4 protein-coding genes are annotated in these 15,804 nt (G+C 65.8%); 2 read left to right on the top strand and 2 right to left on the bottom strand.

The genetic code is table 11. The features are described from left to right. Positions 1–1,827: penicillin-binding protein 1C (pbpC, locus tag DH10_RS07380; protein ID WP_192384577.1), on the bottom strand; the 1,827-nt coding region annotated here is incomplete at its 3' end. Positions 1,828–2,033: 206 nt separating this feature from the next. Further along, the gene (locus DH10_RS07385) at positions 2,034–7,529 is read right to left on the bottom strand and encodes an MG2 domain-containing protein (RefSeq protein ID WP_192384571.1); all 5,496 of its coding nucleotides are present in this window, start codon (positions 7,527–7,529) and stop codon (positions 2,034–2,036) included. Between the two features lie 277 nt (positions 7,530–7,806). Here DH10_RS07385 and DH10_RS07390 point away from each other — a divergent pair, with 277 nt between their 5' ends. Continuing rightward, on the top strand, positions 7,807–9,735 hold the full coding sequence (locus tag DH10_RS07390; protein WP_192243317.1) for an autotransporter assembly complex protein TamA: 1,929 nt from the start codon (positions 7,807–7,809) through the stop codon (positions 9,733–9,735). A 2-nt stretch (positions 9,736–9,737) separates the two neighbouring features. Beyond that, a complete protein-coding gene (locus tag DH10_RS07395; protein WP_192243315.1) occupies positions 9,738–15,791 on the top strand; it encodes a translocation/assembly module TamB domain-containing protein in 6,054 nt (2,017 codons plus the stop codon). The last annotated feature ends 13 nt before the right edge of the window (positions 15,792–15,804 follow it).

Here is a 15,804-nt window from a genome sequence, read left to right on the forward strand (position 1 = left end):
CCTTGCCTGCACCAGCCCGTCCGAACCGGCGCCGAAGCGGGCGAGCGTCACCGGCAATTCCTCGCGTTTGGGGTTGAAGACGCCCGGCGGCCGGCCGGACAGCGGCACGCTGGCCAGGCCCGAGCGGACGAAGCCTTCGAACAGGATCGGTGCGGCCGAGACGTAGCCGGAGAGGCCGGGGATGGGGCTGGCGTCGGCACGGCCGACCCAGACGCCAAGCACGTAGCGGCCGTCGAAACCGACCGACCAGGCATCGCGATAGCCGTAGGAGGTGCCGGTTTTATAAGCGATGCCGCGCTGGGCAGCGCCTTCCGGCGGCTTCACGCCGGACAGGATGTCGTCGATCTGCCAGGCGGCCTGGTCGTCGAGGATGGTGGCGGTGGTGCGCTCGGCATTGGCCGGCTCGGTGCCGTCATGCAGCGTGTGCATCTTGCCGCCATTGGCGAGGCCCGTATAGAGCTGCACGAGATCGCGCAGCGTCACGCCGGCGCCGCCGAGGCCGATCGCCAGGCCGGGCGCCTCGTTGAGCGGCAGGACCAGGTTGACGCCTGCCTGGCGGAAGCGCGCCGTGAGCCGCGCCGGTCCGACGGCGTCCAGCACCCGGATCGCCGGCACGTTGAGCGACAGCTGCAGCGCCTGCCTGATGCTGACGTCGCCCTGGTAGCCCATGTCGAAATTCTTCGGCCGGTAGCCGCCGAAATCGGCGGGGCGGGCCTCGATGATCGTCTCCTGCGCGATCAGGCCTTGCTCGAAGGCCAGCCCATAGATGAACGGCTTCAGCGTCGAACCGGGCGAGCGCACGACCTTGGTCATGTCGATCCAGCCCGAGCGGCTGGCGTCGAAGAAATCAGCCGATCCGACCTCGCCAAAAATGTCGCCGGTGCGGGCATCGGCCATCACCATGGCAATGGAGAGTTTCGGGCCGAGCTTCCTGGCGGCCTCCCTTGCCACCTGCTCCAGCCCCTGCTGGACGCTTTTGCGGATGGTCAGCTGCAGCGGCTTGCCAGGCTCGGCCTTGGGCAGCATGGCGTAGGACGCATGCGCCGCCAGCGCCGGCAGCTTGCGGCGCAGGCCGGAGACGTCGTCGAGGGCGGCGCGCGTGGCCTCTTTTTCGCCGAGCAAGCCGGCGGAGACCATGCGGTTGAGCACGCGGTCGCGCGCGGCATGCGCGATGTCGACGTTGCGGTCGGGCCGGCGTTTCTCGGGCAATTGCGGCAGTGCGACCAGCAGGGCCGCCTCCGACACGGTCAGCCGCTTCGGCTCCTTGCCGAAATAGGCGAGCGAGGCGGCGCGCACGCCTTCCAGATTGCCGCCATAGGGCGCCAGCGTCAGGTAGCGTTCGAGGATTTCGCGCTTGGACAACCGCCGCTCGATCTGGATGGCGCGCAGGATCTGCTTGAACTTGGAACCCAGGCTGCGGCTGTCGCGCGGCTCGATCAGCCGGGCAAGCTGCATCGAGAGCGTCGAGCCGCCGGAGACGATGTGGCCGCTGGTGGCGAATTGACCGGCGGCGCGGCACAGCGCCAGCAGGTCGACGCCACGGTGGTCCCAGAAGCGCTTGTCTTCATAGGCGACGAGCATGTCGACGAATTGTTTGTCGACCTGGTCGAGCCGGGTCCCGAGCCGCCAGTAGCCGTCCGGTGTCGCAAAGGCGCGCAAGAGCTGGCCGTCGCGGTCCTGCACCTCGGTCGAGACCGTCAGCTTTGCCGGCAAAGGCGGCGGGAAGGAGCGGTCGAGTTCCCAAAGCGCGGCGATGGATGCGGCCGCAAAACAGGCAAGCGAAATGCCTGCGAGGGCGGTTCGCCTGAGGAATTTTCCGGAGAGCATGGCGCTGCCCCACACCCTTACCCTCTCCCCGTGAAGAACGGGGGGAGGGGGGCGTCAGCGTCGGAGCTTCTTCCTTCTCCCCGTTCCTCACGGGGAGAAGGTGCCGGTCCACCCTCCGCAGCTGCAGCGCAGCTGCTGCGGAGGACGGGCAGGCGGACGAGGGGCAGCGCAATCGCCATTTTTGTGATCGCCAGCGTCAGAGCAACTTACTCCGCCTTGACCTCCATCATGCCGGAGGCGGTGCGGGCCGAATATTGCGGCCGGTACATGTCCTCCACCGTCGCCGCCGGATGGGCATAGGTGCCCGGCGTCACGGCGCGCACGACATAGGCCAGCGTGATGTTGCGGTCGCCGTCGCCTTCGTTCGGATTGAAGGCGGCGACGAAGCGGTCATCGCGGAACTCCAGATGCGCGGCATCGGTCTGCGCCAGCCAGGAAAAGTTCGACAATTGCGCGCTGGAGACCAGGCTCGGATTGTCGATCTCGAAGCCAGCCGGCAACAGGTCGGTGACCAAGAGGCGCGATGGCCAGTTGTTCTGCTCATAGACCTTGAGCACGACCACGTAGCGTTCGTTCTGCCTGGCCTCGGTGATATTGGCCTCGGTGCCGTCGAGCCTGTAGTAGGTGCGATCGATGGTGAAGCCGTCGCCGCCGGCCGGCAGCGGCTCGACTGGCGCGGCCACCGCGGTGACCACCGCCTGCAGCGGCGTCGTGCCGGTGTTGGCTATGGTGAGCGGGCTGCCCTCGAGGTCGCTTCCGGAGACACGGTCGGAATAGCCACCGGAATGCGGCGCGCCGTTGACGGAAAGCGTGATGGAATCGTTGCCTTCCTTCAGCGCCCGCGCCGCCAGCAGCATCCAGGATTCGTCCTGCGTGCTCGTCCAGCGGGCGTCGGCGCGTTCCCTGGCGACCAACCTGATCAGCTGCGGCACGATGCCCGGCACCGGCTTCGATTCCGCAGCCAGCGCCAGCATCGCAGCGCCATCGCGGAGCGGCGAGCCGTAGTCGGAGCGGTAGTAGTCATATTCGGTGCTCGCCTGGGCCAGCCGCAGCGCCGTCTGGAAGGTGGCTTCCGAACGCTGCGTGTCGCCATAGAGCGCCAGGCTCGCCGCCAGTTGCGCGACGGCCATCGGGCTGGAGAAGGCTTCGAGCTGCGTGTCGGCATAATAGCGCAGATCGCCGATCGAGGCCTTCTTGTTGCGAGCGAGTACATAGAGCGCGTAGGCGATCTCGCTGCCGCGGTCCTGGACGTCCTGGTCGTAGCCCAGCGAGTTCTGCAGGTTGTTCAGCGCCTGGTTCATCGCCTGCGCCGGCACGTCGTATTTCTGCTCGCGCGCCCGGGTCAGGAACTCCGTCACATAGGCGTCGAGCCAGAGATCGCCGGAGCCCGGACCCCAAAGGCCGAAGCTGCCGCTGGAAGCCTGGTAGCTCAGCACCTTGTAGACGGCGTCCTGGATGCGCCCGTGCAGGTCAGGATCGCTCTCCATGCCGATGCTGGTGGCCATGTCGTTGACATAGAGCAGCGGCATCGCGCGGCTGGTCGTCTGCTCGGCGCAGCCATAGGGATAGCGGTCGAGCGTCATCAAGAGCGAAGGCACGTCGAAGGCCGCCGTCTGCGAGACGCCGACGCTGACCGAGACACCGTCGAGCACGCTTGCGGCGAGCAGCTCCTTGTCGACGCGAAGCGCGCCGCCATTGGGTTTCAGGTCGACCACCATGCGGTTGGTGATCGGAAGCTGCGCCGGGCGCACCGGCAGATAGAGCGTCTGCTCGACCTCGGTGCCGCTGTCATGCGCAAGCTTGACGGTGATCGAAGCATCGCCCGCCGTCGCTGCGATTAGCGGGAAGGAGAGCGTCTGCCGCTTGCCTTGGCTAAGCGTCAGCTTCTCGGGCAGGGGCTTGTCGCCGGTCGAGAGATCCCCGGTCGCGGTGACCGACAGTTTGTAATCGCCGGCGGGACCGTCGGTGTCGGCGATGTCGAGGCGCATCGTAGCGGCATCGCCCGGCGCCAGGAAGCGCGGCAAGCCGGCGGTGATCACCACCGGATCGCGCACGATGACGTCGGTTTGAGCATGGCCGACCGCTTCCTTGGTCCAGGCGACGGCCATGACGCGCACGGTGCCGTTGAACTGCGGGATGTCGAAGTCGATCCGCGCCTTGCCATTGGCATCGAGCTCAACCGGGCCGGAGAAGAAGGCGACCAGCTTCTCGGTCGGCGGGCTGCCCTGCGACTGCATGCTGGCGCCGTCGCCGCCGGTCCGCAATTTGCCGGTGGTGCCGAGCGAGCCGTCGATCAGGCGGCCATATAGGTCGCGGATATCGAGGCCCAGCATGCGCTGCCCGAAGAACCAGTTCTCCGGGTCGGGCGCCTTGTAGTTGGTGAGGTTGAGGATGCCGACGTCGACGGCCGCGACCATCACATAAGCATTGCTGCCGGGTTGCGCACCGTTGACGGCAACCGGTATCGACAGCTGCTGGCGCGGCGCGGTCTTTTCAGGCGGCGTCAGCGCGACGGCGAGCTGCTTTGAGCCCGGATCGACGGTCAGCCATTTGACGCCGATGGCGCGGGCCGGCATGCGCGATACCTGCGCATCGCCCGGCCTGAACAAAGTTGCCGTGATATAGGCACCGGCGCCCCAGTCATCGCCGACCGGGATATCGACCGTGCTGCCGCCGGCCGGCACCGAGGCGGTGACGGTCTTCAAGAGTTTATCCGCACCGATGGTGACCAGCAGTTCGCCGGCAAAATGCGGCGAGACCTTCAACTTGGCGACTTCGCCCGCGGCATAAGTGTCCTTGTCGAGCGCGATCTCCAGGCCGTCAGGTGTCTCGGTGGTGGTCGAGGCGACATACCAGCCGGCGTCGAACTCGTAGCTGGTCGCCGGACCATCGGGGTCTGCCGTCTCGACCTCGAGACGGTAGCGGCCCCAGTCGACGGGCAGCGACACGGTCGCCTCGCCGTCGGCGTTGAGGTCGATCTGCCCGTTGGCGACGGCCTTGGTGAGGTTGACCGCTTCATAGTTCCAGGAATTGTTCGAGCGGTACCATTGGTAGTTGCGCTCGACCTTGACCAGCGACCACTGGGCGCCTTTCAGCTCCCCGCGCTTGCCATTCGGATCGACGGCGATGATGCTGAACTTCGCCGTCCCGCCTTGCGGAACCTCGCCGCCTTCGAAATCCGAGCGGATGCCGATCATTTCCTTTTCCGGATGCGCGGCGATATCGAGCGAGCGCTCCACGGCGCGGCCGCCGGCTTCGCGCATGCGAACGGTGATCTTGGCGTTGATCAGCTTGGTGGTCGAAGGCAACTGGTCGATAGAGACCGGGAAGGTCGCCTTGCCGTCATCGCCGACGACGGGAAGGTTGGCTAAAGGCGTCACGGAAGGCTCGGCCGACTGCTCGTCGGCAAGACCGAAGGTGAAGTCCTCGAACCGGTCCCAGCTGCTCGTGGTCGACAGCGTCATCTCGCCTTCAAGCGCGAGGCCGGCGGCCGGCGCGCCGTAAAGGAAGCGGCCGTCGACGCTGACATTGGCGGTCTCGCCCTGGGCGATCTCCTTCTTGTCGGCCGTCAGGTCGAACTCGATGCGATCCGGCACGAAGTCTTCGACCAGGAACATCTGGCTCGCCACCGACGCCTGCTTGGGGTCGGTATAGATCGACACCGTCCAGGTGCCGCGCATGGCGTTGGCCTCGAGCGGCAGGTCGACGGCATGGCTGCCAGCGGAGGCGCCGTCAGTGACGATGCGGCGGTTCTCGACGCCGTCGGGACGGGTGAAGATGAAGGTCAGAGGCAGATTGTCGACCGCCTTGGCCGCGCCGTCGCGTGCAAGGGCCGCGACATGGACATCCTCGCCGGCGCGGTAGATGCCGCGCTCGGTCCAGGCATAGACGTCGAGCGCGCCGGGCGCGGCACGCCCGGCAACGCCGCGGTCCGACAGATCGAAGCCGGCGCGGCCCATGTCGAGGAAGACGAAGTCGTTGTCGCCCTGCTTGGCCATCAGCACGGCCGGCACCATGCCGCCTTCGCCGCGGGTGAGGCCGGGGTTGAACACGGCGTGGCCTTTGGCGTCGGATGTCGCCGTGCCGAGGATATCATTGTTCTTGGCAAGCAGCGTCAGTTCAGCGCCGGCGATCGGCTTGGCGGAGCCGAGCGAGCGGGCAAAGACATTGAGCCCGTCCTGACCAGTATAGGTGGACAAGCCGATATCGGAAACGACGAACCACTGCGTGGCGCGCGAACCATAGTCGTCGCCCTTGTCGTCGACCGGCTGCGCGGTCAGCACATAGACGCCGGGTTTGCGCTGCGGGATCGCCTGGTCGACCGGGAACGAGGTGGTGACCTCCTTGTTGAGGTCGTTGGCGATGTCCAGCGTGCCTTCCCAGACAGGCTCGCCCATCTGGTCGGAAATGGTGGAAATATCATAGCCGTCGAGCTGATGCAGGAACTGGTAGCCGGACAGAAGCTGCGCCAGCGAACGGTCGCCGATGCGGTAGAGCTTCATCTTGGCGGCGGTCATGTTGACCGTGACGACCGGGATGCCGCGGCGGACGCCGGCCGGCAGCACGAAGCTGTCGCCGGTGAAGCGGGCGGACGGGGCGCGGTCCTGGACATAGATCGACAGCACGACCGGGGCGGCGATAGTCTCGCCGACCGCCGCCGGCAGGCCGGCGCGGAAGGTCACGTCATAGTGCTGGCCGTGTTCCAACCCCTCGACGCAGATCTGCTTGCCCTTGGCCTCGACGGCCTTGGGGGCGGCGTTGTCGACGGTGACGAACTGCGAATAATCGACGCCGGTCTTGACCAGTTCCTCGGAAAACTGGGCGCAGATGCGCGGCGAAGAGGAATCGGCCTCGACCGAGTGATCGATGACGCGGAAACCCTTGCGCGCCTTGAGATCGGCATATTCAGCCTGCACGGCCGGCGAGCTCACCAGCGCGAGGCTCGCCTCATAGGCCTGAATGGCCGGCCGGAAGAGGTCGCGCTTGTCGAGGCCGGCGCCAAGCAGCGCCAGCGCCTCGGCGCGGGTCTTTGCGGTACGCACCAGCTTGTAGGCGTTGAAAGCGGCCGAGGTGACGTTTGCCGGCAAGGTCGAGGGCTCGGAGGTGTTGGAAGCCGGCTGCACGCCGAGCGTCTCGCGCGCCAGCGCCAGCCAGAGCGCGCCGTCGTCCGGCAGGATGGAAAGGGCGGCCTGGTATTTCTGCATGGCGAGACGATGATCGCCAGTCAGCGCCGCCTGCTCGGCCGCGGCCTGAAGTGCTGCCAGCCCTTCGGTCGGCTTGTCATAGGCCGGATCGGTCAGCTTGTTGCGGAACTGCTGGGCCTGGTCGGCCATCCAGTTGGGGAAGAAGGCAAGCGCCGGCGGCGCGCCGATATCGGGGTCGCCATCGACGTTTGCGACTTTGCCGGCAATGGCGCCGCTGAAGGGTTTCAGCTGATTATAGTCGGATTTGAGAAAGCACCATTTGGCCTTGGTGTTGTAGGTGAAGGCGCGGCAGGCGGGGTCGCCGAGGCATGTCGTCGTGCATTGGTCGAGGCTGACATTCTGGTCGGACCTGAGGTCGAAACCGAAATAGTCGGAATTGTCCGTCGTCACGATTCGCCGGGCTTCGGCCGCAAGTGCCGCGCCGCTCGATGCGAGGAAAATAGGGGCGAAAAAGAGAAGCAGAAGGAAAGAGAGACCACGAGCCGCGCGCATTGCCACATCACCCTCCAGACACTGCCAGCGTCCGGGCATGATCAAGCGTCAAGCGGGCTTGTCAACGCCGGAACGCGGCAGGTTTTCAACCTGCCAACGGTTTCCATGCCGGCCAAAGGCCGGTATTTCGACAGAACCTCTATGAGATGGATCACACTTTCTTGCGAAGATGCAAAAGGTGTGAATTCCAAGCCCGGTCTATTTCAGACAATTGGATTGTGGCCCCTTTACGAGCGTTTCAGAACTTCATTCCAATTTTAGTTTTGTCGACTAGGTTGTGTTAATGCCGGCGTATGAAACGCAGATGTCAGGAGGGATCGCTCCAGGGCGCGGGCTTCCGCGCGCCCTGCTTTTCGCGCTTGTCTGCGCTACCGTGCTCGCCGGCGAAGCGCGCCCGGCGGCTGCCTTCGAGATTTTCGGCATCAAGCTTTGGGGTTCATCCAAGGACGAGGATGCCGACATCGTCGATCCGCTGCGCTATTCCGTAACCATCGACGCGCCGGACGCCGACAAGGATCTGGTCAAGAGACTGGAGAATGCCTCGGCGCTTAAAAATGACGAGGAGCATCCGGTGTCGGGGTCGCTCGGCCTGATGGCCAAGGCGCGCAGCGACCGCGAACAGCTTGTTGCCGCGCTTTACGCCGACGCTCGCTACGAAGGCGTGGTCACCATCACCATCCAGGGCAAGTCTCTAGACGAACTGCCGCCGGATGCCGAGTTCAAGGGGCCGCAGCCCATCCCGGTGGTCGTCAGCATCGCCGCCGGGCCGAAATTCACGCTGGGCGACATCAGGCTGAAAGGCGATGCCGCGGGCCTGGCAAGCGCCGATTTCGGCCTGATCGCCGGCGGCGATGCAGGATCGGGCGCGGTGCTCAAGGCCGAAGCGGCGATCGTACGCGCTCTGAAGGAAGAGGGCAGGCCGCTAGCCAAGGTGACGGACCGCGAGATCGTCGCCGATCACGCGACCTCCACCCTCGATGTCACGCTGACGGTGGCGGCCGGTCCGGTCGCCGGCTACGGCGACACCACGGTCGAGGGCACCGAGAAGGTCGACCGTGACTTCACCGAATACATGACCGGCTTGAAGCGGGGCCGGCAATATTCGCCGCAAGAGATTGACGATGCCCGCGATCGCCTGCTCGGGCTCGAGGTCTTCAATAGCGTGACCTTCAAGGAAGGCGACAGCCTCGACGCCCAAGGCAATATCCCGATCGACGTTGAGGTCAGCGAGCGCAAGCCGCGCTTTTTCGGCATCGGCGGCACGTTTTCGAATACCGAAGGCCTGGGGCTGGAAGGCTATTGGGGCCACCGCAACTTGTTCGGCCAGGCGGAGAAGCTGCGGATCGACGGTTCGATCAGCGGCATCGGCAGCAACAGCATTTCCGCGCTCAACTACAATGCCGGCATCATGTTCGAAAAGCCGGGCGTGCTCGGACCGACATCGAAGTTCTTCACCGGCATCAAGACGGTGTTCGAGCATCCCGACGCCTATGACCATTTCTCGGTCAAGGGCAATATCGGCGTCTCCTACGACCTCGACAAGAAGCAGAGGGTTTCGGCGGAATTCGCCCTCGACTATTCGCGGATCACCGACGCCTTCGGCAAGCACACCTATCTGATCGCCAGCGTTCCGCTGCAATATGTCTATGACAGCCGCGACAACAAGCTCAATCCGACCAGGGGTTTTCGCGCGCTCGCCTATGCCGAGCCGAGCTACGATATCCTGAACGGCTCGACCTTCCTCAAGCTGAAGGGCGAAGGCTCCGCCTACCAGTCGCTCGATACAGCCAGCAAATTCGTGCTCGCGGAGCGCGCCGTGCTCGGCTCTATCGTCGGCACCGGGCTGCAGAACGTGCCCGCCGACCGGCGCTTCTATTCCGGTGGCGGCGGCTCGGTGCGCGGCTATGCCTATCAGGGTATCGGCCCGAAGGACATCGACGGCCAGCCGATCGGCGGACTGTCCTTCTTCGAGACTTCGGTCGAGATGCGCATCGCCGTCACCGACACGATCGGCATCGTGCCTTTCGTCGATGCCGGCACTGTCTCGACGAAATCCTTCCCGGATTTCTCGGACGTCAAGGTCGGCGCCGGCGTCGGTTTGCGCTATCTTACGCCATTCGGGCCGCTGCGCATCGATGCCGCCGTGCCGCTCAACCGCGATCCGAGCGATCCGCATTTCGGCATCTATGCCGGTATCGGTCAGGCGTTCTGACGATGAAGATATTCTGGCGCATCCTTCGCATCTGCCTTTACACGCTGCTCCTGCTGCTCGTGGTGGCGATCGGCGCGCTCGTTGTTCTGACCGGGACCGAAGGGGGCCGGCAAAATCTCACCGGCCTGATCTCGAAAATGGCCTCTACCGAGGATCGCAAGGTCACCGTCAGCGGCATCGAAGGCATATGGTCCGGCGCGTTGCGGCTGGACCATGTCGTGCTGGAGGATCGCGCCGGACCCTGGCTGGTGGCGCGCAAGGTGGCGCTCGACTGGTCGCCCACTGCGCTCTTGTCGCGCAATTTCAACGCCGACCGCATCGCGGCCGAACGCATCGAGCTGGCGCGGTTGCCGCAAGCCAGCCAGCAGCCGTCACAAGGCGGCTCGACCGGCCTGCCGGTTTCGATCGACGTCAGGGAGATCGACCTGCCCGAGATCGCGCTCGGGCAGGAACTCGCCGGCAGCGGCATTGCGGAACTTGCCGCCAAGGGCTCGCTCAAGGCCGACCCGTCGCCGCTGGCGATCGACACGGTGCTCAACGTCGCCCGGCATGACGGCAAGCAAGGCAATGTCGACGCCAAGGTCCATTTCGCGCCGGCCGACAACAAGCTCGACCTCGATCTCAAGGCCTCGGAGCCGGCCGGCGGCATCATCGCCAACCTGCTCAAGCTCCCCGATGCGCCGCCCGTCGATATCGTCGTTTCGGGAACCGGGCCGCTCGCCAATTGGAGCGGCATCGGCACCTTCGTCGTCGACCGCCAGATCGTCACCCAGCTCACCGGCCGGCATCAGTTGAACGACAAGGGGCACTACGTAGAAGCCAAGGGCGACGGCGAATTCGAGCGCTTCCTGCCGGAGAAGTTCAAGTCGCTGTTTGCCGGCAAGACGAACTTCGACGTGGCCGCGACGGCGACCACGACCGGCGGCGTCGATATCGAGCGCGCCACTATCGAGAGCGGCACGGTTCACGGCACGGCCACCGGCAATGTCGACCCGAAGGGTGCCAGCGACCTTGCCGTCGAGCTTTCCGCCAAGGACAAGCCCGTCACCATCGATGTCGGCACCAGCGCGGTGCCGATCCTGGTCGCGGTCGGGAAGGCGACCGCGCGCGCCTTTGGCGATGGCAAGGCGCCGATGGTCGACATCGGCACCTCGTTGGCCTCGATCGCTGTCGGCGGCACGCAGCTCAACAATGTGACGGGGGAAATCCACTCCGACGGCTTCGATGTCGAAAACCGCAGCGGCCCGGTCAGCGTCAAGCTCGCCGCCACCGGCCTGAAGACCGACGTGGCGACGCTGGCGCCGCTGGTGACGGGCAAGCTCGCCGCCGATCTCTCCGGTTCGATCAGCCGCGAGACCGTGACCGTCGACCATGGCACGCTGCGCAGCGACGCGCTGAATGCCGCGCTGACCGCCGGCGTCTCGCTCGCCGATCTCTCGATGACGCTGAAGATGAACGCCGACGCCGTATCGAAGGCGCTGCCGCCGCAGATCAGCTCGCTGCTTGGCGAACGGGTGAAATTCTCGGCCACCGCGACCCGCGATCCGGAAGGCGCCTTCGCGGCCAATGAGCTGGAACTCACCTCCGGCTCGCTCAGCGCCAGCGGCACCGCCAGCGCGCAAGGCTCCGACATCCAGGCCAACCTCAAGGGAACGCTGGGCGATGTATCGGCGCTGTCGTCGCTGGCGGGCACGCCGCTCGCCGGTGGGATCAATTTCGCGCTGAGCGCAAGCGGCCCGCGCTGGGCGCCGGATTTCTCGGTCTCGGCCGACAGCGCCAGCCTGACGGCCGCCGGCCGCACGGTGAAGGACATCAAGCTCTCGGCAAAGGGCAAGGCCGACATCGCCAACCCGTCGGCCGACGTTTCGCTGACCGGCAGCGCCGAGGAGCAGCCGCTCGACATCAGAGCCTCGCTGGTGACCGCCGATGGCAAGCGCTCGATCAGGGGGCTTAGCCTTGCGCTCGGCGACAACAAGGTTTCGGGCGATCTCGCGCTCGACGACCGGTTCCTGCCGCTCGGTACGCTGACGCTGGCCGTTCCCGATATCGCGCCGCTGGCGGCGCTCGGCGGTCAGGCGGCGACCGGCGACATCAACGGCACGATCGCCTTCGCCAAGGATGGCGAGGCGCCGAACGTCACCATCAATGCGGCAAGCACCTCGATCGCGCGCGGCGAGCTGGCGGCAAAGACGATCACCGTCGACGCGCTGATCGCCAACTACCTCAAGGGTCCGGCGATCTCGGGCACAATCAAGGCCGACAGCGTGACTTCCGGCAGCACGGTGATCAGCGGCATCGGCATCGATTTGAAGCGCGACGGCGACTGGACCAATTTTTCCGGCGGCGCGACGGCGTCGGGCATTCCGGCCACCGCAACCGGTCGCGTGAAGATTGCCAACGGCAAGACCAGCGTCGAGATCGCGTCCGGCGAAGCGACCGTGCGCGGCATCAAGGCGGCGATCGCCGAGCCTTCGAGCCTCGCAATCGCGAACGGCGTCACCAGCGTCGAAAAGCTCGCGCTCAATCTCGGTGGCGGCACGGCGACGGTTTCCGGCAGCGCTGGCCAGACACTCGACCTTACGGCCAATTTCGCCAGCCTGCCGGCGGCGCTCGCCAATGATCTCGTGCCCGGCCTCGACGCAGCCGGAACGCTGGAAGGCACGGCGCATGTCACGGGTCCTTCGTCCAACCCCGATGTTCAGTTCAACGCCAAGCTCGCCGGCGCCGAGACCAGCCAGACGCGTCAGGCGGGGCTCGGGCCGCTCAATCTCGATGCCGCCGGCAGCTATACGCTGGGGAGCGGTGTAGCATTGGACCACGCCACGCTTTCTGGTGACGGGATTTCGGGCAGGGCTGCCGGCACCATCAATCCCAATGGCGCCAGCGACTTTTCCCTTGACCTCACCTCATCCGGACCCAGTCTGCCGCTGACACTCGGCAGTGCCGAGAGCCCGGTCAAGGTCAAGGTCCAGTCGTTGTCAGCAAGGATGGCAGGCGAAAGCACCCAAGCGCGGCTGGATGTGTCCGCGATACTACCTTCCATTGCCGCCAGCCAGGCGAAGGTGGACGGTCTGGCGCTGGTGCTGCATTCGGATGCGTTCGACCTCAAGGGCCGGGCAGGTCCGGTTTCCGGCACGGTCTCGGTGGACAGAATAGGCCTCGACAATCCCATGATCGCGCCGCTGATCGCAGGCAAGGTCACGGCCGAGGTCAATGGTCGGCTCACGACCGACGCCGTCGCCGTCAACAGCGGCTCGTTCAAGAGCGATGCGCTCAATAGCCAGGTCGCTGGCCGGATATCCCTGGGTGACGGTGCCGTCGACCTCAATCTGAAAGCCGAAGTTGCTTCGTCCGCACTGCCAGCGGCGGTGCGTGGCATGCTTGGCGAGAGGGCGCAGTTGAGCGCCGGGCTGAAGCGCGATGCGAATGGCAATGTCAATGTCAACGGCTTGAAGCTGAATTCGGGCGCGCTGAGCGCCGACGGACAGGCGAGCCTTGCCGACGGCAAGGTCGCCGCCGATGTCAGAGGCGCATTGAGCGACGTTTCGCTGCTGTCGAAAGACGCCAAGGGCGCCATCGCTTTTGCCCTGAATGCGCAAGGTCCGATCATGGGGCCCGATCTGTCGCTGACGGTCGACAGCGACCGGCTTTCGGTGGCGGCGCGCGAAATCACCGGGCTGAAGCTGACCGCGACCGGCAAGGCGGATGCCGCCAATCCGGCGGCTAATGTGCAACTGACGGGCAATGTCGCCGGGCAGCCGCTGCAGGGCAATGCCGTGCTCGCCACCACCGGCGGCAAGAGCGCGATCAACGGGCTTTTGCTGTCGCTGGGATCGAACAAGATTTCCGGCGATCTCGCGTTGGACGAGGCCTTCGTGCCGGTGGGCACAGTGTCGCTCGACCTGCCCGATATCGGGCCACTGGCCGCACTTGCGCTGGAAAAAGCGGAAGGCGACGTGCGTGGCACGATCGCATTCTCGAAAGCGGGAAATGGGTCGAACGTCGCCATCAAGGCAAGCACGGCTGCGATCAGGCGCGGCGACGTTTCCGCCAAGAACGTCGCCATCGATGCGCAGATCGCCAATTATCTTGCCGCACCTGTCATCTCCGGCAAGGTTCGCGCCGAAAGCGTGACTTCAGGCGGCACTGCCGTCACCGGCATCGATGTCGACCTGAAGCGCGACGGCGATTGGACCGGCTTCTCCGGCGGCGCCACGGTCAAGAACATTCCGGCGAAGGCGGCCGGCCGGGTGAAAGTGGCGAACGGCACGACGACCATCGAGCTCGCGTCGGGCCAGGCGACGGCGCAAGGGATCAAGGTGGCGATCGCGCAGGCCTCGACGGTGACCATTGCCAACGGCGCGACGACGCTCGACCGGCTGGTGCTCAATCTTGGCGGCGGCACGGCGACGGTGACGGGCAAGGTCGCACAGACGCTCGACATCAACGCCAATCTGGCCAGGGTGCCGGTCTCGCTCGCCAACAGTTTCTCGGCCGGCCTCGATGCGGCAGGTTCGATCTCCGGCACTGTGAAGGTATCCGGCGCGTCGGCCACGCCGGCGGTCGCCTTCAAGGTCGACGCTTCCGGCGTACAGACCTCGCAGACGCGCGGCGCCGGCCTCGGCGGCATGAATGTATCGTCGTCGGGAACCTTTGCCGGCAACAAGCTCGCCTTCGACGCCAATATCAGCGACGGCGCCGGCCTAGGTCTCAAGGGTGGCGGCACGGTGACGACAGCGGGTACGCCGACCCTGGCGCTCGACTTCAACGGCAAGGTGCCGTTCTCCTTCCTTGCCTCGAAACTCGCCGCGCAAGGCCTTGCGCTCAACGGCACCGCCAATGTCGATGTGCAGGTGCGCGGTCCTGCATCCGCGCCGGTGATAAGCGGCAAAGTCACGACGTCCGGCGCACGCCTCATCGACGCGCGTTCCGGGCTTGCGGTCAACGATATCGCGGCCGACGTCTCGATCGGTGGCGGCGTCGCCAGGATCAACCGACTGACCGGCACGTTGTCGACGCGCGGCAGCCTTTCGGCCAGCGGCACCGTCGGCATCACGCCGGCGCAGGGTTTTCCGGCCGACCTGTCGATCAAGCTTACCGATGGTCGCTATACCGACGGCAGGGTGGTGACCGCCAACCTCGGCGGCGACCTGACCATCAAGGGGCCGCTCGTGTCGGCGCCGGTGATCGCCGGCACCATCAATCTGGCGAAGACGGTCATCACCGTGCCGGAAAAGCTGCCGGGGTCGCTCTCGGCGTTGGATGTGAAGCACAAGAACGCGCCGCGCGCGGTTCGCGCGCAGGACAGGGCGCTGAACCCGCCGACATCCAGCGGCAGCGGTAACAGCGGCAGCGGCCTTGTCCTCGACGTGACGGTAAACGCGCCGAACCAGATCTTCATCCAGGGCAGGGGCGTCGACGCCGAGCTCGGCGGCTCGCTGAAGCTGACCGGTCCGGCATCCGCGCCGCAGGCCGTCGGCACCTTCACCTTGCAGCGCGGACGGCTGACGATCCTCGCCAAGCGGCTGACCTTTACCGAGGGCACGGTCGGGTTCCAGGGTTCGCTGGTGCCCTATCTCAACCTGACGGCGACGACGACGACCAGCAGCGCCACCGTCACCATTGTCGTCTCCGGAGAAGCGACCAATCCCAAGTTCAACTTTTCCTCCGTGCCGGCGCTGCCCGAAGACGAGGTGCTGGCGCAACTGATCTTCGGCCGCTCGATGTCGAATCTGTCGCCGCTGCAAATCGCCCAGCTTGCCGATGCGGCCGCGCAATTGGCCGGCGCCGGCGGCACGACCTCGCTGCTCGACAATCTGCGCAGCGCGATCGGCGTCGACGATCTCGATGTGACGACGGACGAGAAGGGCGGCACCGCGGTTTCGGCCGGCAAATACCTCAACGACCGCACCTATGTGACGATCCAGAAGGGCGACAAACCGGGCTCCGGCAAGGCGACGATCGACCTCAATGTCGGGCGCGGCGTGAAGCTGCGCGGCGAGGCCAACGACGCGGGCGAAGCCAAGGGCGGTGTCTTTTACGAACGCGAATATTGACGGTGCGGTGCTC

Origin of the sequence: Mesorhizobium silamurunense (assembly GCF_014843825.1) — a bacterium.
In the GTDB taxonomy this organism is placed as follows: Bacteria; Pseudomonadota; Alphaproteobacteria; order Rhizobiales; family Rhizobiaceae; genus Mesorhizobium; species Mesorhizobium silamurunense.

Bases quoted from the DNA above. Each gene is read 5' to 3' on its own strand.
- DH10_RS07390 (WP_192243317.1), top strand. From the start codon at position 7,807: ATGCCGGCGTATGAAACGCAGATGTCAGGAGGGATCGCTCCAGGGCGC.
- DH10_RS07395 (WP_192243315.1), top strand. From the start codon at position 9,738: ATGAAGATATTCTGGCGCATCCTTCGCATCTGCCTTTACACGCTGCTC.